This window comes from Longispora albida DSM 44784 (assembly GCF_000379825.1).
In the GTDB taxonomy this organism is placed as follows: Bacteria; Actinomycetota; Actinomycetes; order Mycobacteriales; family Micromonosporaceae; genus Longispora; species Longispora albida.
The window spans coordinates 161,254-180,068 of the sequence record NZ_KB903816.1; the positions used below are offsets into that span (position 1 = coordinate 161,254).

The 18,815-nt window shown below is 69.5% G+C and carries 20 protein-coding genes and 1 rRNA gene; 10 read left to right on the plus strand and 11 right to left on the minus strand.

The features are described 5' to 3' along the window. The first annotated feature begins 5 nt into the window (after positions 1–5). Entirely contained in the window at positions 6–1,220 is a 1,215-nt protein-coding gene (locus A3G1_RS34100; protein ID WP_040478026.1) for an MFS transporter, read from the plus strand. On the opposite strand, the gene A3G1_RS34105 is transcribed toward A3G1_RS34100, so the two are convergent. Beyond that, positions 1,217–1,996: a PP2C family protein-serine/threonine phosphatase gene (locus A3G1_RS34105; RefSeq protein WP_018349337.1), complete on the minus strand. Its 780-nt coding sequence runs from the start codon at positions 1,994–1,996 to the stop codon at positions 1,217–1,219. The two genes, A3G1_RS34100 and A3G1_RS34105, sit on opposite strands and share 4 nt — an antisense overlap. A gap of 148 nt (positions 1,997–2,144) precedes the next feature. On the opposite strand from A3G1_RS34105, the gene A3G1_RS0110005 reads away from it, so the two are divergent. Then, entirely contained in the window at positions 2,145–3,326 is a 1,182-nt protein-coding gene (locus A3G1_RS0110005; protein WP_040478028.1) for a helix-turn-helix domain-containing protein, read from the plus strand. 61 nt (positions 3,327–3,387) lie between these two features. On the opposite strand, the gene qcrB is transcribed toward A3G1_RS0110005, so the two are convergent. Genes qcrB through ctaE form a run of 4 tightly spaced genes read right to left on the minus strand, consistent with a single transcriptional unit; the run spans position 3,388 to position 7,506 of the window. After that, a complete protein-coding gene (qcrB, locus tag A3G1_RS0110010) occupies positions 3,388–4,980 on the minus strand; it encodes a cytochrome bc1 complex cytochrome b subunit (protein ID WP_018349339.1) in 1,593 nt (530 codons plus the stop codon). Continuing rightward, entirely contained in the window at positions 4,977–6,056 is a 1,080-nt protein-coding gene (gene qcrA, locus A3G1_RS0110015; RefSeq protein WP_018349340.1) for a cytochrome bc1 complex Rieske iron-sulfur subunit, read from the minus strand. Before qcrA ends, qcrB begins: the two co-directional genes overlap by 4 nt. After that, positions 6,053–6,859, minus strand: coding sequence for a cytochrome bc1 complex diheme cytochrome c subunit (gene qcrC / locus A3G1_RS0110020; protein WP_018349341.1), 807 nt, complete (start codon positions 6,857–6,859; stop codon positions 6,053–6,055). Before qcrC ends, qcrA begins: the two co-directional genes overlap by 4 nt. A 44-nt stretch (positions 6,860–6,903) precedes the next feature. Continuing rightward, positions 6,904–7,506, minus strand: a complete 603-nt coding sequence (gene ctaE, locus A3G1_RS0110025; protein ID WP_026211989.1) for an aa3-type cytochrome oxidase subunit III — start codon at positions 7,504–7,506, stop codon at positions 6,904–6,906. 116 nt (positions 7,507–7,622) lie between these two features. Here ctaE and A3G1_RS0110030 point away from each other — a divergent pair, with 116 nt between their 5' ends. Together A3G1_RS0110030 and trpD are read left to right on the plus strand one after the other, a co-directional pair. Then, a complete protein-coding gene (locus A3G1_RS0110030) occupies positions 7,623–8,024 on the plus strand; it encodes a response regulator (protein ID WP_018349343.1) in 402 nt (133 codons plus the stop codon). A gap of 30 nt (positions 8,025–8,054) precedes the next feature. Beyond that, positions 8,055–9,098 (plus strand): anthranilate phosphoribosyltransferase, encoded by a 1,044-nt coding sequence (trpD, locus tag A3G1_RS0110035; protein WP_018349344.1) that lies wholly within the window; start codon positions 8,055–8,057, stop codon positions 9,096–9,098. Positions 9,099–9,159: 61 nt separating this feature from the next. Here trpD and A3G1_RS0110040 read toward each other — a convergent pair whose 3' ends face one another. After that, positions 9,160–9,618 (minus strand): cytochrome c oxidase subunit 4, encoded by a 459-nt coding sequence (locus A3G1_RS0110040; RefSeq protein ID WP_018349345.1) that lies wholly within the window; start codon positions 9,616–9,618, stop codon positions 9,160–9,162. A gap of 14 nt (positions 9,619–9,632) precedes the next feature. After that, positions 9,633–10,463 carry an aa3-type cytochrome oxidase subunit II gene (gene ctaC / locus A3G1_RS0110045; protein ID WP_040478031.1) on the minus strand — a complete coding sequence of 277 codons (831 nt, stop codon included), beginning with the start codon at positions 10,461–10,463 and terminating at the stop codon, positions 9,633–9,635. Positions 10,464–10,633: 170 nt separating this feature from the next. On the opposite strand from ctaC, the gene A3G1_RS0110050 reads away from it, so the two are divergent. Both A3G1_RS0110050 and A3G1_RS0110055 read left to right on the plus strand, forming a co-directional pair. Next, a complete protein-coding gene (locus tag A3G1_RS0110050; protein WP_018349347.1) occupies positions 10,634–11,731 on the plus strand; it encodes a cysteine desulfurase family protein in 1,098 nt (365 codons plus the stop codon). After that, the gene (locus tag A3G1_RS0110055) at positions 11,728–11,949 is read left to right on the plus strand and encodes a sulfurtransferase TusA family protein (protein ID WP_018349348.1); all 222 of its coding nucleotides are present in this window, start codon (positions 11,728–11,730) and stop codon (positions 11,947–11,949) included. The genes A3G1_RS0110050 and A3G1_RS0110055 overlap by 4 nt, the downstream gene beginning before the upstream one ends. A gap of 51 nt (positions 11,950–12,000) precedes the next feature. Here A3G1_RS0110055 and A3G1_RS0110060 read toward each other — a convergent pair whose 3' ends face one another. The 3 genes from A3G1_RS0110060 to A3G1_RS0110070 form a co-directional block, all read right to left on the minus strand. Beyond that, positions 12,001–12,975: a carbohydrate kinase family protein gene (locus A3G1_RS0110060; RefSeq protein WP_018349349.1), complete on the minus strand. Its 975-nt coding sequence runs from the start codon at positions 12,973–12,975 to the stop codon at positions 12,001–12,003. Positions 12,976–13,091: 116 nt separating this feature from the next. Beyond that, positions 13,092–13,445 (minus strand): iron-sulfur cluster insertion protein ErpA, encoded by a 354-nt coding sequence (gene erpA / locus A3G1_RS0110065; protein ID WP_018349350.1) that lies wholly within the window; start codon positions 13,443–13,445, stop codon positions 13,092–13,094. Positions 13,446–13,567: 122 nt separating this feature from the next. After that, positions 13,568–14,671: a glycerate kinase family protein gene (locus tag A3G1_RS0110070; protein ID WP_018349351.1), complete on the minus strand. Its 1,104-nt coding sequence runs from the start codon at positions 14,669–14,671 to the stop codon at positions 13,568–13,570. Between the two features lie 111 nt (positions 14,672–14,782). Here A3G1_RS0110070 and nadA point away from each other — a divergent pair, with 111 nt between their 5' ends. The 4 genes from nadA to A3G1_RS0110090 all read left to right on the plus strand — a co-directional run bounded on the left by nadA (position 14,783) and on the right by A3G1_RS0110090 (position 18,482). Beyond that, on the plus strand, positions 14,783–15,949 hold the full coding sequence (gene nadA / locus A3G1_RS0110075; RefSeq protein ID WP_018349352.1) for a quinolinate synthase NadA: 1,167 nt from the start codon (positions 14,783–14,785) through the stop codon (positions 15,947–15,949). 61 nt (positions 15,950–16,010) lie between these two features. Next, a complete protein-coding gene (gene murA / locus A3G1_RS0110080) occupies positions 16,011–17,333 on the plus strand; it encodes a UDP-N-acetylglucosamine 1-carboxyvinyltransferase (RefSeq protein ID WP_018349353.1) in 1,323 nt (440 codons plus the stop codon). A 71-nt stretch (positions 17,334–17,404) separates the two neighbouring features. Continuing rightward, positions 17,405–18,025 carry a DUF3043 domain-containing protein gene (locus A3G1_RS0110085; protein WP_018349354.1) on the plus strand — a complete coding sequence of 207 codons (621 nt, stop codon included), beginning with the start codon at positions 17,405–17,407 and terminating at the stop codon, positions 18,023–18,025. An 88-nt stretch (positions 18,026–18,113) separates the two neighbouring features. Next, positions 18,114–18,482, plus strand: a complete 369-nt coding sequence (locus tag A3G1_RS0110090) for a VOC family protein (protein ID WP_018349355.1) — start codon at positions 18,114–18,116, stop codon at positions 18,480–18,482. A 64-nt stretch (positions 18,483–18,546) separates the two neighbouring features. Here A3G1_RS0110090 and rrf read toward each other — a convergent pair. Then, positions 18,547–18,663, minus strand: a 5S ribosomal RNA gene (gene rrf / locus A3G1_RS0110095). Between the last annotated feature and the right edge of the window lie 152 nt (positions 18,664–18,815).

Here is an 18,815-nt window from a genome sequence, read left to right on the forward strand (position 1 = left end):
ACAAGATGATCAGTTTCTTGATCTGGCTCCCGACCGGGCTCTACCTGGCGCCGCTGGTGCTCCTGATGCTGAGCCGGGGCCTGGATCTGGCTACCGTCGCCGCGGTCGGCCTCGGCTACTCGCTGACCGTGACCCTCCTCGAACTGCCGACCGGCGGCCTGGCTGACGTGATCGGGCGGCGCACGGTGCTCGTGGTCTCCGCCGTGGCCAGCCTGACCGGGCTCCTGCTGCTCGGGCTAGCCGAGTCGATCGGGCTGCTGGTGGCCTCAGCGGTCCTGCGCGGCATCGCCCGGGCGCTCCAGAGTGGACCAGCCGAGGCCTGGTTCGTCGACGCGACGCACGCGGCCGAAGGGCCCGACGCGGATCTCAGCAAGGGCCTGTCGGGCGGTTCGGCGGCCGCGTCGGCGGCACTCGGGATCGGGACGCTCGCTGGCGGAGCGCTTCCGCTGCTACCCGGCGCGTCACTGGCACTGCCGGTGCTGATCGCCGCCGTTGTGGAAGTGGCACGCCTGGTGTTCACGGTGTACGGGCTGCCCGAGGCCGCACGCCCCCGCACGACGCTGGCTGGCGTGCTGCGCGGCGTCCCTGCCACGATCCGCACCGGACTGCGGCTCAGCGTCGGCCACCAGGCCATCGCCCGCCTCCTGGTCGTGGTGGCGGCCTCCGGCGTCGCCCTGGCCACGATCGAGCTGATCACTCCTGCCTGGATGGCCACCCTGACCGGAAAACCCGGAACAGCGGGAATCGCGTACGCGATCGTCGCCTCTCTCGGCTTCGCCACGAGCAGCATGGGCAGCGCACTGAGTACCCGGGTGAGCGAAGCCCTCGGCACGCCAGCCCGCGCGGTCGCCACCAGCGTGCTGATCGCCGCCGGTTCCCTCGCGATCCTCGCGGCCTCCGCCCGGCTCACCGGCCTGGCGGGGCTGATCGTCGCCGGCCTCTCGTACTGCCTGCTCTTCACCGCGCTCGGCATCGGCGGCCCAGCCGGGGCGACCATCCTGCACGGCCACGTGACGGCGGGCGAGCGGGCGACCGTGATCTCCGTGCAGTCGCTCGCGCTGCAGCTGGCCGGGGCGGTCGCGGCCGTCTCCTTCGGCTGGCTGTCCGGGACTGCCGGCCCGTGGGTCGCGTTCGGCGCGGCAGCCGGGCTGGTCGCACTGTCGGCGCTGGCACTCATCCAGCGCTCCCCGCAGCCGGTACTGGAAAAGGCCGAGTTCTAGAAGAAGGCTGAGATCAGGCCCCGGATCAGCCCGCCCTTGCGGGGCTTCGGGGCACTCGCCACCGCCTCCACGTCCACCACGATCACCGAGATGTTGTCGTGGCCGCCGCCGGCGAGCGCGAGGCCGATCAGGCGGGCCGTGCAGCGGTGCGGGTCGGGCTCGTCGCGCAGGGCCGCCGCGATGTCCTCAAAGGACGCCAGGTCGGAAAGGCCATCGCTGCACAGCAGGTACCTGTCGCCACGGACGGGCCTGCGGACCTCGTACGTGGCCTCCATCGGGGATCCCTGGAGCACCCGGGTCACCACGTTGCGATGCGGGTGGACGAGGGCCTCGGCCGGGCTGATCCGGCCGTCCTCGACGAGGAGCTGGATGTAGGTGTCGTCCCGGGTGATCTGGGTGAGGGTGCCTTCACGCAGCAGGTAGGCCCGGGAGTCGCCGGCGTGGGCCAGCACCAGCTTGTCACCGGACAGCAGCAGGCCGGTCAGCGTCGTCGCCATCCCGGCCAGCGCCGGATCGGCCTCCACCGCGGCAGCGATCTTCGCGTTGGCCGCCGTCACGGCCTCCCGGAAGGCGGCCACCGGGTCGCCTGCGGTCTCAGCCAGGCCAGCCATCGCCTCGATGGCCAGCGCCGAGGCCACCTCACCGGCCACCTCACCGCCCACCCCGTCGGCGATCACCGCCAGCTTCGGGCCGGCCAGCAGGCTGTCCTCGTTCACCTGCCGGATCAGGCCGAGATCACTGGCAGCGGCGTGACGCAGGGTGAAGCGATCACTCATGATGGCAGCATGCCCTGCCGGGCAGGCTAAGGTCTGTACGCACTTGTACGTAGGACCCCGGCACGCCCCGCACGACTCCCCGGCCGCGAGCGCGACCCCGCCCAGCGGCCACGAGCGCACCCTGGAGCCACCAGTGACCGCCTTGCCGATGGCCGGCCGAGCCGAAGAGCTCCGGGCGATCAGCGAGGCCTGGGCGGCCCGGCAGATCGTGGTGATCACCGGCGAGGCTGGCATGGGCAAGAGCAGGCTGGTCGCCGAGGCGCTCGCGGTACTCGACCCGGCACCGGCCACCGTGCTCGCCGGGCACGCCCGCAGCCACGCGCCGGCCCCGTACGACTGGGTCGCCTCCGCGCTCAGCGGCCGCGACCTCGGCGAGCTCGGCGTACCCGCCGACGCGCTCGGCTGGCTGACCCAGCGCCCGGACGCCCCGGTACGCCGGTTCGCGCCGGACACGCTGCTGCGGGTCGCCGTCGACGCGGTACGGGAGCTGACCGGCCCGGCACCCGGCGGCGTCATCGTCGTCGAGGACCTGCACCACCTCGACCCGGCCAGCCTGTCGCTCGTGGCGGAGCTGGCCACCGTACCGGCGCTGCTCGTCGTCACCAGCCGCCCGCCGACCACAGCGGCGTTCCCGAGCCTGGCCGGCCGGGTGCTCGCCCGGCTGAGCGGGACGGCGCGCTCCGTCCGCAGGCACCTCGGCCCGCTGAATCCGGCCGAGACGGGCTGCGTGATCGAGGCGGCGTTCGGCTCCGCCGAGTACGCGGAGGAGACCCAGGCCCGTACCGGCGGCAACCCCTACTGGCTGACCGAGCTCATCGCGGCCCATCGCGGCGACAGCCCGCGCTCGCTCGCCGAAGCTCCCCTGCCCAGCCACGTCGCCGCGATGGCCACCGAGAACCTGAGCGGCGAGGACCCGGCCGTCATCCGGCTCGCCCACTCCGCGGCCCTGCTCGGGGCGGCGGAAGCCATCCGGTCCAGCCCGGACGACGAGTCCGTCCGCAGGCTCGTCCACCTCGGACTGTTCGAGCTGGGGCCNGGCGGCGAGCCCGAGTTCCGCTACCCGCTGCTCCGCGAGGCCGTCGCGGCCACCGTGCTCCCCGGCGAACGCGCCGCGCTGCTGGCCGGCGAGCCCGACACCCCGCTCACCACCCGCGAACGCGAAGTCCTCGGCCGCATCGCAGCCGGGATGACCAACCAGCAGGTGGCCAGCTCCCTCGGCATCTCCGTCCGGACGGTCACCGTCCACGTGTCGAACCTGCTGCGCAAGACCGGCTCGGGCTCCCGTACGGAAGCCGCGCTGTGGGCTGTCCGGCGCGGCCTGTCCGGCTAGCCAGCGACACGAGAAGGCCCCCGGTACTCGGAGTACCGGGGGCCAATCCTCGCTGGTGGAACTACTTCTTGCCGGCCAGTTCCTTGGCCTTGCCCTTGCGGGCTTCCTTGTCCTCAACCTCGAGCGGCGAGAAGAAGCCGCGGATCGCCGGCCCGAGGGCGCCGATCCGGTTCATCTTCTTCGGCACGACCCAGCCCTCGTACTCCAGCTGGCCGTGGCCGTGGTCGTCGACCGGGCCGAGCGGCTGGTGCACCTCGTAGAACCGGCCGTCGGGAGCCCGCTTGATGATGCCGGTCTCCACGCCGTGCGCCAGGACCTCGCGGTCGTGCTGCTGGAGGCCGAGCGCAATCCGGTAGGAGATCCAGAACGCCGCCGGCGGGGCGAGCAGCAGCGCGATCCGGCCGATCCAGGTCATCGCGTTGAGGCTGATGTCGAAGTGCTGGGCGATGACGTCGTTACCACCCGAGGCGAACAGCACCAGGTAGAACGCCAGCGCCATCATGCCCAGGCCGGTACGCACCGGGGTGTCACGGGGCCGCTGGAGCAGGTGGTGCTGCTCCTTGTCCTTCGTGAACCTGGCCTCCAGGAACGGGTACAGCAGGCCGATGTTCACGATCACGCCCGGCAGCACCACGGCGGCCCAGAAGATCGGCGGGATCGTGTACCCGTTGCCGAACAGCTCGAACCTGGTCTCCCAGGCCGGCCAGAGCCGGGCGATGCCGTCGAGGAACATCACGTACCAGTCGGGCTGGCTCGCCGAGGAGATCACCGAAGCCTGGTACGGGCCGAACAGCCAGATCGGGTTGATCTGGAACAGGCCGCCCATCGCCGCGATCACCGCGAAGGTGATCATGAAGAAGCCGCCGCCCTTCATGGCGAAGCCCGGGAACATCCGGACGCCGACCACGTTCTTGTTGGTCCGGCCGGGGCCGGGCCACTGGGTGTGCTTCTGCTTGACGAGCAGGCCCATGTGCGCGGCGATCAGACCCAGGATGATCGCCGGGAAGATCAGCACGTGCAGGATGTAGAACCTCGGGATGATCACCGTGCCGGGGAACTCGCCGCCGAACAGCGCGAACCCTGCCCACGAGCCGATCACCGGGATCGACTGCGTGATGGCGTTGATGACCCGCAGACCGGTGCCGGACAGGCCGTCGTCCGGGATGGAGTAGCCGAACAGGCCCTCCATGAAGCCCAGCCAGAACAGCAGGAAGCCGATCATCCAGTTGGCCTCACGCGGCTTGCGGAACGCGCCGGTGAAGAACACCCGGAGCATGTGCACCACGATCGAGGCCATGAACAGCAGGGCTGCCCAGTGGTGCATCTGCCGCATGATCAGGCCACCGCGCACCTCGAACGAGATGTCCAGGGTGGACTCGTAGGCCTTCGACATCTCGATGCCCTTGAGCGGCGTGTACACGCCGTCGTACTTGACCTCCTCCATCGAGGGGTCGAAGAACAGGCCGAGGAAGGTACCGGTGAGCAGCAGGACGATGAACGAGTACAGCGCGATCTCGCCCAGCATGAACGACCAGTGGTCGGGGAAGACCTTGTTGAACATCCTGCGCAGCGGCGTCGAGGCGTGGAAACGCTCGTCGATGCCCTTCGCGCTGCGCTCGGGCAGCGTCGCGAGGTCGAACCTCTTCTTTTTCATGGCCGCTCCCAGAACGCCGCGCCAACCGGCACCTTGTAGTCAGACGTCGCGTAGAAGAAGCCCTCGTCGTCCACGCCGATCGGCAGCATCGGCAGCCGCCGGGTGGCCGGGCCGAAGATCGGCTTCGCGTTGTCGGTGATGAGGAACTGCGACTGGTGGCACGGGCAGAGCAGACGGTTGGTCTGCTGCTCGTACAGGCTGGCCGGGCAGCCGAGGTGGGTGCAGATCTTCGAGTAGGCCACGAAGTTCTGCCACATGCCGCCCTTGTTGACCTCGACGCGGCCCAGGTTCTCCCGGGTGAGCTTCGCGTCGTTGTCACGCAGGTGGATCAGCAGGGTCGGCGAGTCGGCGTGCACGTTCGTCGTGCCGTGCGGCACGCCGGGGAAGGCGGTGATCTGGCCTCCGACGCTGACGTCCTCCGGGCGGATCGGCGTGCCGTCCTCGCGGACCAGCCGGACCGGCTTGCCCTCGTTGAACTGCTTGGCGTCGAAGCCGGTGTGGAACAGCGGGTCGCCGTGCCCGTGCGGGTCGACGATCATGCCGCCCAGCGGGACGACGGCCGCGGCACCCAGCGGCAGCGCGCCGAGGGCGATCGCGCCCTTGAGCAGCGGGCGCCGGGACACGTTCAGCTCCTGGCCCATGTTCACGAGGGTGGCACCGGTCAGCTTCTGCTCGACGGTGTCCACGTCGTCGTGCCGTTCCTGGACCGAGACCTCGGCCGGCAGCAGCCGCTTGGCCCAGATGATCTGCGCGGCGCCGAGGCCGAACAGCGCCAGGCCCAGGGTCGCGCCGAGCATCGGCGTGTACCACTTGTCGAGGTGCCCGCCGAACTCGTACTCCCACGGCCACGCGACGTAGACGACCACGAACGCCAGGGCGGCCAGGCCGGTGATCATGAACCAGAACGCGATCGTGCGCTCCACCCGCTTCTCGGCCGCGGTACCGGCCTTCGCGAAGCGCGGTTCGTAGTGGACGATCTCCACGCCGTCCCGACGGGCGCCCTCCCGGACCAGGTCGAAGCGCGTCAGGTGCGGCTCGTCCGGGTCGAAGGTGCTGTCGTTGTGTTGGGTGCTCATGACTTCCCTGCGATCCAGAGGGTGGTGAAGACCAACAAGGTGATGCCGACCACGAAGATCGCGATACCCTCGGTCGCCGGCCCGATCCGGCCGAGGCCGTAGCCACCGGGGTCCATGTCGTTCTTCATGTACTCGACGTACGCGATGATGTCCTTCTTTTCCTTCACGGTGAGCTGGTTGTCACCGAAGACCGGCATGTTCTGCGGCCCGGTCAGCATCGCGCCGTACAGCTGGGCCGAGTTGGCCGGATCGAGCGGCGGGGCGAACTTGCCGGAGGACAGCGCGCCACCACCGGCGGTGTAGCCGTGGCACTGCGCGCAGTTGACGCGGAACAGGCGGCCACCGTTGGCGGGGTCACCGCCGCCGTACTCGCCGGGGAGCTGCGGCCCGCCGCCGATCTCCTGGATGTACTGGCCGAGGGCCTCGATCTTCTTCGGGTCCTCGAACAGCGGCACGACGGCCTTGCGCTCGGCCTGGGCACCCTGGGCCGCCATCGGCATCCGGCCGGAGCTCACCTGGAACTCGACGGCTGCGGAACCGACACCGATCAGGCTCGGGCCCCGGTCCTTGACGCCCTCGGCGTTGGTGCCGTGGCAGCTGATGCAGCTCACGTCGTAGAGGGCCTTGCCCTCCTGGGCCCTGGCGGACAGGGTCTTCGGAGCGTCCTCTGCCTGGGAGGCCGGCATGATCGCGGCGTACACGCCGCCGGCCAGGGCCAGCGCGGCGAGCATCCTGGCCGCCGCACCGAGGCGGCGCCGGAGCTTGCCCGGTACCCGGCGGGGCTGTTCTGCGCTTGAGGTCATGTCCTCACCTTGCGGTTGTTCGACGGGGACGGGAGAGGGGCCATCTACTTCAGGAAGTAGATCATGGCGAACAGCGCGATCCAGACCACGTCGACGAAGTGCCAGTAGTAGGACACGACGATCGCCGAGGTCGCCTGCGCGGGGGTGAACCGGGACAGCGTCGTGCGGATCATCAGGAAGATGAACGCGATCAGACCGCCCGTCACGTGCAGGCCGTGGAAGCCGGTGGTCAGGTAGAACACTGTGCCGTAGCCGTCACCGTTGATGGTGATGTTCTCGTGGCTGACCAGGTTGCGGTACTCGTTCACCTGGCCGAGGACGAAGATCAGGCCCATCACGAACGTGACCGTGAACCAGCGCCGGAGGCCGAACACGTCACCCCGTTCCGCGGCGAACACCCCGAACTGGCAGGTCACAGAGGACAGCACCAGGATGATGGTGAAGACAAGCGCGTAGGGCACGTTGAGCTTCTCCGTCTGGGTTTCCCACAGACCCGGCGCCGCCGCGCGGATGGAGAAGTACATCGCGAACAACGCCGCGAAGAACATGAGTTCGCTGGAGAGCCAGACGATCGTCCCTACGCTGACCATGTTAGGTCTGGTCAGAGAGTGGATCCGACTCTTCTCGATCGCTGAGGCCGCAGTCACGGGGCCATTATTGCCCCTAGATCGCCCCTCGATGCGGCGGGGTGGGAATAACCGCGTGTCGGATCGGCTAGTACGATCCGATCGTTCTATACCCGCACGCGTGGGAGCCTGGCGAGATGACCGCGAAGAAGTACAGCGTACTGCTCTACAGCGACGACCAGCTCATCCGCGAGCGGATGCGGCTGGCGATCGGCGCGCAGCCCGCCGCCGACGTGGCGATCGAGTTCGTCGAGGCCACTGACCAGCGGGAAGTGTTCCGGATCCTCGACGACCGCGACCTCGACCTCCTGGTGCTGGACGGCGAGGCAGCCCCGGCCGGTGGCCTCGGTGTCGCCCGCCAGGTCAAGGACGACTACCCGGACTCCCCGCCCGTGCTGCTCGTGATCGCCCGGGCCGCCGACCGCTGGCTGGCCGCGTACGCGAACGTCGAGGCGACCGTCCTGCACCCGCTGGACCCGATGGAGACAGCCGCCACAGTGGCCGGCCTGCTCCGCAAGCAGGACATCACCCAGCCCTGAACTCTCCCCTGAGTTTCCTGGAGGCTCGCCGTGGGCGACCGTACCTGGCCCCATCTGCTCTCCGCCCTGATCAGCGGGACCGAGCTGACCAGCGAGGACACCGCCTGGGCGATGGGCGAGATCATGTCGGGCGAGGCGACAGGTGCCCAGGTGGCCGGGTTCGCGATCGCCCTGCGCGCCAAGGGTGAGACGGCTGCCGAGATGGCAGGCCTGGTCGAGTCGATGCTGGGCAACGCCACCCGGGTGCCGGGCGGGCGTGACGCTTGCGACATCGTCGGTACCGGCGGCGACCGCGCCCACACCGTGAACATCTCCACAATGGGCGCCCTCGTGGTGGCCGGTGCCGGTGTGCGGGTCGTCAAGCACGGCAACCGGGCGGCGTCCTCGTCCTGTGGTTCCGCTGACCTCCTCGAGTACCTGGGCATCCCGCTCGACCTCGGCCCGGCCGGCGTGCAGCGCTGCCTGGAGGAGGCCGGGATCGGGTTCTGCTTCGCGCCCCGGTACCACCCTGGCATGCGCCACGCCGCCCCGCCGCGCCGTGAGCTGGGCGTGCCGACCGCGTTCAACTTCCTCGGCCCCCTGACGAACCCGGCGCAGCCGCGCGCGGCGACCGTCGGCTGCGCTGACCTGCGGATGGCTCCCGTGCTGGCCGAGGTCTTCGCCCGCCGGGGCGACTCGGTCCTGCTGGTACGCGGCGAGGACGGGCTCGACGAGTTCACCACCGCCGCCGCCACGCGCGTCTGGGTCGTGACGGGCGGGACGGTCACCGAGCTGCTGCTGGACGCCGCCGACTTCGGCCTGCCGCGAGCCGAGCCCGACGCGCTGCGCGGGGCCGACGTGACGTTCAACGCCGACGTCGCGCACCGTGTGCTGGCCGGAGAGCGCGGCCCGGTGCGCGATGCCGTACTGGTCAACGCCGCCTGCGCGATCGCGGCCTACGAGGGCCTACAGGACGTTTCCGGGGCCATCCAGCGCGGCCTCGACCGTGCGGCCCAGGCGATCGACTCCGGCTCCGCCGCCGCCCTGCTCACCCGGTGGGTGGAGGTAGCGCAGGCCGCCCGGGCCGCCGAGTAGGTCACCACGTACACGAAGAAGCCCCCGTCCATTCCGGACGGGGGCTTCTCTCAGGTCTGGCTCAGTGCTCGCCGAGCGCCTTGCGGGTGCCCGTGTAGTACTCGAACAGCAGGCCACCGGTCGCGCCGAGGATCGCGAGCGCGCCCAGGGCGATCAGCCACGGCATCCAGAACACGACGCCCATGCCGGCCACCGAGGCGGCCAGGGCCAGGCCGAACGGCCAGTACGAGCCCGGGGAGAAGAAGCCGATCTCGCCGGCTCCCTCGTGGATCTCGCCGTCCGGGTCGTCCTCGGGCCGCAGGTCGATCCGGCGGGCCACGAACCAGAAGTACCCGGCGCACATCAGGCACAGCGTGCCGGACAGGATCAGCGCGACGACGCCGATCCAGTCCATGTGGCCCTGCTCCTTGGCGACGCCAGGTGCGGTGCTCATGTAGTACTCGGAGTACCACGCGTAGAAGGCTGCGGAGGCGTAGATGAACAGCGCGACGCCACCGAAGATCTTGTACTCAGTTCTCATCGGCTTCTCTCCGCTCAGCTCGTGGTACGCGAGACACGGCTGGTGTCGAACGGCTGCGTGGTCGTGGCCAGGCGGGCCTCACCGGCTGCCTCGAGGGCGTCCGGGGTGCTCTTGCCGGCCTTCTTCGCAGCGATGAACTTGTCGTACTGCTCCGGCGTCACCGCACGCAGCTCGAAGTTCATCATCGAGTGGTAGGTGCCGCACAGCTCGGCGCACCGCCCGACGTAGGCACCGGTCTTGTTGATGGTGACCTCGAAGGAGTTCACCGCGCCCGGGATGACGTCCCGCTTGAACAGCAGCTCCGGCACCCAGAACGAGTGGATGACGTCGGTGCTCTTCTCGGTGAAGAGGATCTTCTTGCCGACCGGGACGACCACGACGGGGATGTAGTCAGAGGAGCCGACAGTGGACACCTCTGGTGCCATCGGCTTCTCTGCGCCCTCGAGGTAGCTGAACTTCCAGTTCCACTTGAACGCCGTGACCTCGACCCGCACGTCGGGGTTGCCCGAGTGCTTGTTCACGAAGGTCTCGGTGATCGCGGTGTAGTAGAAGAGCACCGCCACGATGAGGAACGGAAGGATGGAGTACAGCGCCTCCATCGGCATGTTGTACCGGGTCTGGGGCGGCAGAGCGTCGCCCTTCTTCCGGTAGCGCACGATGCACCAGAAGATGAGCGCCCAGACCAGGACACCGATCACCAGGGCGGCGATGGTGGAGCCGATCCACATGTCGTACATGCGCTTGGACTGCTCGGTGATGCCACCCTTCGGCCATCCGAAGGAGAACGCATCGTCGACCGTGCAGCCGCCCAGCAGCGAGGCGAGCGCAACGCCGCCGCCGACCATGCCAGCGAGCCGCCGGAGGCCCAACCCACGACTTTCGACCACCTGCACCTGCCTCCTCCGAGCGCCGCAGTACTGAAAACGGCAAGGTCGTCTTGACGGTCGCAGAGTACTTGACTCTGGACACCCGCCCTGGCTGGGGGTCGGCGTGTCACTGCGACTAACTTCAGGGTATGAGCGCCAGCTATCTCGACGCGGCCTCGGCTGCCCCGTTGCACCCGGTGGCCAGGGAAGCCCTGCTGGCAGCACTCGCCGACGGCTGGGCGGACCCGGCGAGACTCTACGCCCAGGCCAGGCGGGCCCGGCAGCTTCTCGACGCCTCACGGGCGACGATCGCTGACTGCCTCGGGGCCCGCGCCGACGAGATCACATTCTGCGCGAGCGGCACCCAGGCGGCGCACCTCGCCATCGCGGGCGCACGCAAGGGCCGCAGGCTGCGGAAAGTCGTGCACTCGGCCGTCGAGCACTCGGCGGTCCTGCACGCGGCAGCCGAAGACGAGCACGCCGAGGTCCCGGTCGACATCCTCGGCCGGGCAGACCTGGGCGCGTTCGCCGCCGCGCTCACGCCGGACACCGCGCTGGCGGCTCTCATGCACGCCAACCACGAGGTCGGTACCGTCCAGCCTCTCGCAGAAGCCGCAGCTCTGTGCGCCGAACACGACATTCCCTTGTACACGGACGCCGCACAGTCCCTCGGCCGTCTCCCCGTACCCCCGGGCTGGTCGGTCCTCACCGGCTCCGCGCACAAGTGGGGCGGCCCGCCCGGCGTCGGCCTGCTGATTGTGAAAAAGGGCACCCGGTGGCGGCGTCCCGGCCCGTCCGACGAACGCGAACCAGGCCGCGACCTGCCAGCGATCGTCGCGGCGGCGGCTTCCCTCCGCGCCGTGCAGGCGGAGTCCGAGACGGAGAACGCCCGCCAGTCCGCCCTGGTCGGCAGGATCCGCGCCACGGTCGCGGCGGAGATCCCCGACGTCGAGGTGATCGGCGACCCGGATGGCCGCCTCCCGCACATCGTCACCTTCTCCTTCCTCTACGTGGAAGGGGAGACGCTGCTCCACGAGCTCGACCGGCAGGGTTTCGCGGTCAACTCCGGTTCGAGCTGCACGTCGTCCACCCTGCACCCGAGCCACGTCCTCGCGGCTATGGGCGTGCTCACCCACGGCAACGTGCGGGTCTCCGTGCACCGGGACACGACCGGAGCCGAGGTCGACCGGCTCCTGGCCGCCCTGCCACCCACTGTCGCGCGACTCCGGAAAGAAGCAGGCTTGTGATCACATTGGACTGCCTCGGCCAGCGCTGCCCGCTGCCCGTCATCGCCCTGGCCCGCCACATCGGCGAGGTGGAGGTCGGCGGCACGATCCGCGTACTCGCCGACGACCCGGCGGCCGCGCACGACATCCCGGCCTGGTGCCGCCTCCGCGGCCAGGAGTACGCCGGCGAGCACACCGTCGGCGACGCCCCCGCCTACGACGTCGTCCGCACCAGCTGACGCGAACGGGCCGCCGTGCACCCGCACGACGGCCCGTTCACCACGTCACAGTCACCCGATGTGGGCGCGCACGTCCTCGGCCGCCAGCGGCCCGTAGGAGTCCGACAGCCGGTCCAGGAACTCGGCGGGCTTCACGCTGTACTCCTGCGTGCCGACCGTCTCCAGCACGAGCGTCGCGAGCAGCGAGCCGACCTGCGCCGACCGCTCCAGCGACAGCCCCCACGACTGCCCGGCCAGGAACCCGGACCGGAAGGCGTCGCCGACACCCGTCGGGTCGTACGCCTTGATCTCCTTGGCCACCGGCACGTACACCCGCTCCATGCCCCGGCCGGTGATCTCCGCGCCGTCCTTGCCGAGGGTGGTGATCCGGATCTCGACCTTCTCCAGCACCTCGTCGCCGCTCAGCCCGGTCTTGGTCTCCAGAAGGCTGCGCTCGTACTCGTTCGTGAACAGCATCTTCGCGCCGTCGATCAGCCGCAGCGCCTCCTCGCCGCTCATCCGGGCGAGCTGCTGCGAGGGGTCGGCCGCGAAGGCCAGGCCGCGCTGACGGCACTCGTCGGAGTGGCGGAGCATCGCCTCGGGGTCGTTGGCGCCGACGAGCACCAGGTCCAGTCCGCCGTGCCGCTCGCTGATCGGGCCGAGCTCGATCAGCCGGGCCTCGGACATCGCGCCGGCGTAGAAGGAGGCGATCTGGTTGAGGTCGTCGTCCGTCGTGCACACGAAGCGCGCGGTGTGCGCGACCTCGCTCACGTGCACGGAGTCACAGTCGACGCCGTGCCTGCTCAGCCAGGACCGGTAGTCGTCGAAGTCCGCGCCGACCGCGCCGACCAGCAGCGGGGCGAGCCCGAGCTGTCCCATGCCGAACGCGATGTTGGCCGCGACACCGCCGCGCCGGACGACCAGGTCGTCCACCAGGAACGACAGCGACACCTTGTGCAGCTGCTCGGCGAGCAGCGAGTCGGCGAACTTGCCGGGGAAGTGCATCAGGTGGTCGGTGGCGATCGAGCCGGTGACGGCAATCTTCATCGGGTCCCCTTAGGGAGGTGTCGGGACAGGAGTCGTCGGGAGGAAACGGAACAAGCCGCACAACGAAAAGCCCCGCGGCAAGGCGGGGCTTTCGCAGGCTACTGCTGTGGCACGGCTTAGTGGAACGAGTCGCCGCAGGCGCACGAGCCGCCAGCGTTCGGGTTGTCGATCGTGAAGCCCTGCTGGTCGATCTTGTCCACGAAGTCGATCGACGCGCCGGCCAGGTACGGCAGGCTCATCCGGTCGACGACGACCTCGAAGCCGTCGTACTCGTGGACGACATCGCCGTCGAGCGAACGCTCGTCGAAGAAGAGCTGGTAGCGCAGGCCCGAGCAGCCGCCCGGCTGCACCGCGATCCGCAGCCGCAGGTCGTCGCGGCCTTCCTGCTCGATCAGCGCCTTGACCTTGCCAGCGGCGGCGTCGGTGACGATGACGCCATCGGCCTTGGTCTCGGTGGTCTCAGTGGTCACGTGGTGCTCCCTGGCGTGCCTGCTTATAGGTCCAACCCCTGCAACGACAAGCACAGGAGCGGTATTTCCCATGTTCGCACACCCAGCGCCGCCACGCCCACTCCCCCGAGTTACGTCCGCCACTACCTGGACCACTGCCCAGCTGCCCGTGCGCCCAGCGCGCGCAGCCCGTCAGCCGCCTCGCTCAGCGCCCGCCCGGCGTCCCCGAAATGCTCGGCCAGCGAATAGATCTCCGTGACACCCGCAGCGGCCGCCTCACGCCTGCCGACCGTCGAGACCCCGGCGATCACCACACACGGCGCACCCTGCTCGGCAGCCGCTTCCGCCACCCCAGACACGACCTTCCCGCGCAGCGACTGCGCGTCGAAGGACCCCTCACCTGTGATCACGAGCGAGGCGCCGTCGATCGCCGCGTCCAGCCCGGTCAGCTCCCGCACCAGCCCGAACCCCGCGACCCGCCGCCCGCCCAGCGCGAAGATCGCCGCTCCGATCCCCCCAGCCGCCCCCGCACCAGGAAGATCAAGATCAGACCCAAAAGCCTTATTCAGTACTCCGCGATAAGCACCCAGGGCGGCATCCAGCAGGAGCACATCCGACCGTGAAGCCCCCTTCTGCGGCCCGTACACGTTGCTCGCCCCGTGCAGCCCCAGCAGCGGACTGTCGACATCCGTCGCGGCCACCAGCCGCGCACCCCCGAGATCAACAGCCCCGCCCAGCCCAGCGCACCGGCTCAGCGCGGCCCCGCCCGGCGGCAGTACCTCCCCGGCGGCGTCCACAGGCGGAGCCCCCAGCGCCGCCAGCATCCCGGCACCACAGTCGTTGGTACCCGACCCGCCGAGCCCGACGACAACCTCACGCGCCCCCGCCGCCACAGCAGCCCGGACAAGCACCCCCAGCCCGAAGGAACTCGTCACCTTCGGATCGCGCTCCCCCTCGGCCAGCAGATGCAACCCGCACACCTGAGCGCTCTCGACGTACGCCGTCTCCCCCACCAGGAGCACCTGCGCACCCACCGGCCGCCCCAGCGGATCCACCGACCCGACGTCAAGAACCGACCCGCCGAGCCCGCCCAGTACCGCCAGAAATCCTGGACCGCCATCGGCCAGCGGCCGGCACACCAGCTCGTCCCCAGGCGAGACCGACGCCCATCCCGCAGCGATCGCCGCAGCGACCTCCGGAGCACTCAGCGAGCCAGCGAACTTATCGGGGCACACAACAACACGCATCCCAGCAGTCTCCCAGCGTCACAACCCGCCTTGACAGAGTGTCAACCAACCACGGATGACAATCCGCACACGGCAATCTCGGCATCCGAACCTGCGTGGCAGGATTAGTGCATGTCTCAGTGGCAGGAACCCTCACCGACCGCGACAGCGCTGCTGCTCCTCGGCCGGGGCACCGACCCAGGCTCCGAGAAGGGCGTGGACTGCCCCGGCGAGCTGCCGGCCCCCAGCGACCCGACACTCGTCGCCAGGGCCGAGGCCGCCAAGGCCGCGCTCGGCGACCGGGTGTTCATCCTCGGCCACCACTACCAGCGCGACGAGGTCATCCAGTTCGCCGACGTGACCGGTGACTCGTTCAAGCTCGCCCAGCAGGCGGCCGCCCGGCCTGACGCCGAGTACATCGTGTTCTGCGGCGTGCACTTCATGGCCGAGTCCGCCGACATCCTCACCGGCCCGGCGCAGCAGGTCGTCCTGCCCGACCTGGCAGCTGGCTGCTCGATGGCCGACATGGCTGTCCTCGGCCAGGTCGAGGACTGCTGGGACCTGCTGGCCGACCTCGGCATCGCCGGGGAGACCGTCCCCGTCACCTACATGAACTCCTCCGCCGACATCAAGGGCTTCGTCGGCCGCAACGGCGGCGTGGTCTGCACCTCGTCCAACGCCAAGCGCGCGCTCGACTGGGCCTACGAGCAGGGCCAGAAGGTCCTCTTCCTGCCCGACCAGCACCTCGGCCGCAACACCGCCGTCCTCGAGATGGGCCTCACCCTCGACGACTGCGTCCTGTACGACCCGCACAAGCCGAACGGCGGCCTCACCGAGCAGCAGCTCCGCGACGCGAAGATGATCCTGTGGCGCGGCCACTGCTCCGTGCACGGCCGGTTCACCCTCCAGAACGTCGAGGACATGCGCGCCCTGCGCCCCGACGTGAACATCCTGGTGCACCCGGAGTGCCGCCACGACGTCGTGCAGGCAGCCGACTACGTGGGCTCGACGGAGTACATCATCCGCAAGCTCGACGCGGCGGAGCCCGGCTCCACGTGGGCCATCGGCACCGAGCTGAACCTCGTCCGGCGGCTGGCCAACGCCCACCCGGACAAGGAGGTCATGTTCCTGGAGAAGACCGTCTGCTACTGCTCCACCATGAACCGCATCGACCTGCCCCACCTGGTCTGGGCCCTGGAGGAGCTGGTGGCCGGCCGGGTCCCCAACGTCATCACCGTGGACGACGACACCGCCAAGCACGCCCGCACGGCGCTCGACCGGATGCTCGCACTCCCGTAGTAGGGTGCAAGTTCCGCGTGTTCTGCGCATTCAGCGTGTCGTCAACCCCGGTGGAGGATCTGTGGCCGGCAATGCCCTCGTCGTGCACGGCGGTACCCCGCTGCGCGGCGAAGTCCGGGTCCGGGGCGCGAAGAACCTGATCTCGAAGGCGATGGTGGCCTCGGTGCTCGGCACCGGGGTCAGCCGCCTCTACGACGTACCGGACATCAGCGACGTCAAGGTGATCCGCGGCCTGCTGGAGATCCACGGCGTCCGGGTCAGCACCGGCCCCGAAGGCGAGCTCGTCTTCGACCCGGCGAACGTCGAGCGGGCCAGCACCGACGAGATCAACGTGCACGCCGGCTCCAGCCGGATCCCGATCCTGCTCTGCGGCCCGCTGCTCCACCGGCTCGGCCACGCCTTCATCCCCGACCTCGGCGGCTGCAAGATCGGCGACCGGCCGATCGACTTCCACCTCGAAGCGCTCCGCCAGTTCGGCGCCGTCATCGACAAGACCCCCGACGGCCTGCACCTCACAGCACCCGAGCGCCTCCGCGGCACCAAGTTCGAACTCCCGTACCCCTCCGTCGGCGCCACGGAGCAGGTCCTGCTCACGGCCGTCCTGGCCGAGGGCGTCACCGAGCTGCGCAACGCCGCCGTCGAGCCCGAGATCATCGACCTGATCTGCATCCTGCAGAAAATGGGCGCGATCATCCAGGTACACACCAACCGCGTGATCGAGATCGAGGGCGTCGACCGGCTCGGCGGCTACAGCCACCGGCCCATCACCGACCGGATCGAGGCCGCCAGCTGGGCAGCGGCAGCCCTCGCCACCCGCGGCGAGGTCATGGTCGCCGGCGCCCGCCAGCCCGACATGATGACCTTCCTCAACACGTACCGCTCGATCGGCGGCGCCTTCGAGGTCCTCGACGAGGGCATCAAGTTCTGGCACCCGGGCGGCGAGCTGCGCGCCGTCGCCCTCGAGACCGACGTGCACCCCGGCTTCATGACCGACTGGCAGCAGCCGCTCGTCGTCGCGCTCACCCAGGCCCGCGGCCTCTCCATCGTCCACGAGACCGTGTACGAGCGCCGCTTCGGCTACACCCAGGCCCTCAGCACGATGGGCGCCAACATCCAGCTCTACCGCGAGTGCCTGGGCGGTACACCGTGCCGCTGGGGCCGGCGCAACTTCCTCCACTCGGCCGTCATCGCCGGGCCGAGCAAGCTGCACGCCGCCGACCTGGAGATCCCCGACCTGCGGGCCGGGTTCAGCCACGTGATCGCGGCCCTGGCCGCCGAGGGCACCTCCCGCGTGTACGGCGTCGACCACTACATCGTCCGCGGCTACGAGGACTTCGAAGGCAAACTCGCCGCACTCGGTGCCCGTACCGAACGCCCGAGCTGAGCAGCACCTACCCGACTTCGGCTACAGTCGATGCAAGCCATTTGCTGTCCGCGAGAAAGTGTGTCCCGAGAGTGTTCCGTCGCAACAGCACCCAGTCCGCCGAGCCCGAGGCAGAGGTCACCGTGGAGACCCCGGATCAGCCAGAGGCCCAGGCCGGCGTCAAGGGCCGTACCCCAGGCAAGGGCCGCCCCACCCCGAAGCGCAGCAGCGTCCAGGGCCGCAAGGCACCCGAGCCGCCGCCAGCCAACCGCCGTGAAGCCGCCAAGCGTGCCCGCGAGGTCCGGATGGCCGACCGCGCCGAGGAACGCGCTGGCATGCTCCGCGGCGACGAGAAGTACCTCCTGCCCCGGGACAAGGGTCCGGAGCGCCGCCTGGCCCGCGACATCGTCGACTCCCGCCGCAACGTCGGTACCTGGTTCTTCGCCGCCGCGCTCCTGATCCTGGTCGGCACCAACCCGGTCTGGCCCCGCCCGGTCCAGTCGATCTCCCAGATGCTGTGGCTCGCCGTGGCGGTCCTCTTCGTCATCGACGCGGTGGTCCTGTCCCGCAAGGTCCGCAAGCTCGTCTGGGAGCGTTTCCCGAAGACCACCCAGGGCAAGGCCGGCCTCTTCATGTACGCCGTCATGCGCTCCATCACCTTCCGCAAGCTGCGCATGCCCAAGCCCCAGGTCAAGGTCGGCGACCCGATCTAACCCCGAAACCCTTTTCTTCGGTACTACCCTGAGCCAGTCCCCACCCCGGGGGCTGGCTCTTCTTTCGTCTCAAGGGATACAGGTACCCATGCTCGGCACCCTCGACTGCGTCGTCCTCGACTGCCCGGACCCCCACGCCCTCGGCGCCTTCTACCGCGAGCTCCTCGGCGGCACCATCAACCAGCCAGACCCGCGCTGGAGGCTCGACGACGACTGGGTAACCCTGCACACCCCGTCCGGCCTCGTACTGGCCTTCCAGCGCGCAGAGAACCACCAGCCGCCCCGCTGGCCCGACCCCGAGCACCCCCAGCAGTTCCACCTGGACATCCACGTCGCCGACATGCCCACAGCCGACACCCGGGTACTCGAACTCGGCGCCACCCTCCTGGACACCTCATCCGGCTGGCGCGTGTACGCCGACCCCGCAGGCCACCCCTTCTGCCTCCTCGGCAAGTAGGCCCCCAACGCAGAAACAGAAGCAGGCCCGACCACATTGTGGTCGGGCCTGCTTCTGAATGTATGTCCGGCGGTGTCCTACTCTCCCACCCCGTCCCCGGGGCAGTACCATCGGCGCTGAAGGGCTTAGCTTCCGGGTTCGGAATGTTACCGGGCGTTTCCCCTTCGCTATGACCGCCGTAACCCTGCGGAACCAACCCCAAACCTGGTCCGGGTTCTCACCTGCTGGTGAACCCCGATGGTTTGGTGGTTGTTTTTCCAGAACCGGATAGTGGACGCGAAACATTCTTGATTGCGGTGCTGGGTAAGCCACTCGGCCTATTAGTACCAGTCA

Bases quoted from the DNA above. Each gene is read 5' to 3' on its own strand.
- A3G1_RS34100 (WP_040478026.1), top strand. From the start codon at position 6: ATGATCAGTTTCTTGATCTGGCTCCCGACCGGGCTCTACCTGGCGCCG.
- A3G1_RS34105 (WP_018349337.1), bottom strand. From the start codon at position 1,996: ATGAGTGATCGCTTCACCCTGCGTCACGCCGCTGCCAGTGATCTCGGC.
- qcrB (WP_018349339.1), bottom strand. From the start codon at position 4,980: ATGAAAAAGAAGAGGTTCGACCTCGCGACGCTGCCCGAGCGCAGCGCG.
- qcrA (WP_018349340.1), bottom strand. From the start codon at position 6,056: ATGAGCACCCAACACAACGACAGCACCTTCGACCCGGACGAGCCGCAC.
- qcrC (WP_018349341.1), bottom strand. From the start codon at position 6,859: ATGACCTCAAGCGCAGAACAGCCCCGCCGGGTACCGGGCAAGCTCCGG.
- A3G1_RS0110030 (WP_018349343.1), top strand. From the start codon at position 7,623: ATGACCGCGAAGAAGTACAGCGTACTGCTCTACAGCGACGACCAGCTC.
- A3G1_RS0110040 (WP_018349345.1), bottom strand. From the start codon at position 9,618: ATGAGAACTGAGTACAAGATCTTCGGTGGCGTCGCGCTGTTCATCTAC.
- ctaC (WP_040478031.1), bottom strand. From the start codon at position 10,463: ATGGTCGGCGGCGGCGTTGCGCTCGCCTCGCTGCTGGGCGGCTGCACG.
- A3G1_RS0110050 (WP_018349347.1), top strand. From the start codon at position 10,634: ATGAGCGCCAGCTATCTCGACGCGGCCTCGGCTGCCCCGTTGCACCCG.
- A3G1_RS0110060 (WP_018349349.1), bottom strand. From the start codon at position 12,975: ATGAAGATTGCCGTCACCGGCTCGATCGCCACCGACCACCTGATGCAC.
- A3G1_RS0110070 (WP_018349351.1), bottom strand. From the start codon at position 14,671: ATGCGTGTTGTTGTGTGCCCCGATAAGTTCGCTGGCTCGCTGAGTGCT.
- nadA (WP_018349352.1), top strand. From the start codon at position 14,783: ATGTCTCAGTGGCAGGAACCCTCACCGACCGCGACAGCGCTGCTGCTC.
- A3G1_RS0110090 (WP_018349355.1), top strand. From the start codon at position 18,114: ATGCTCGGCACCCTCGACTGCGTCGTCCTCGACTGCCCGGACCCCCAC.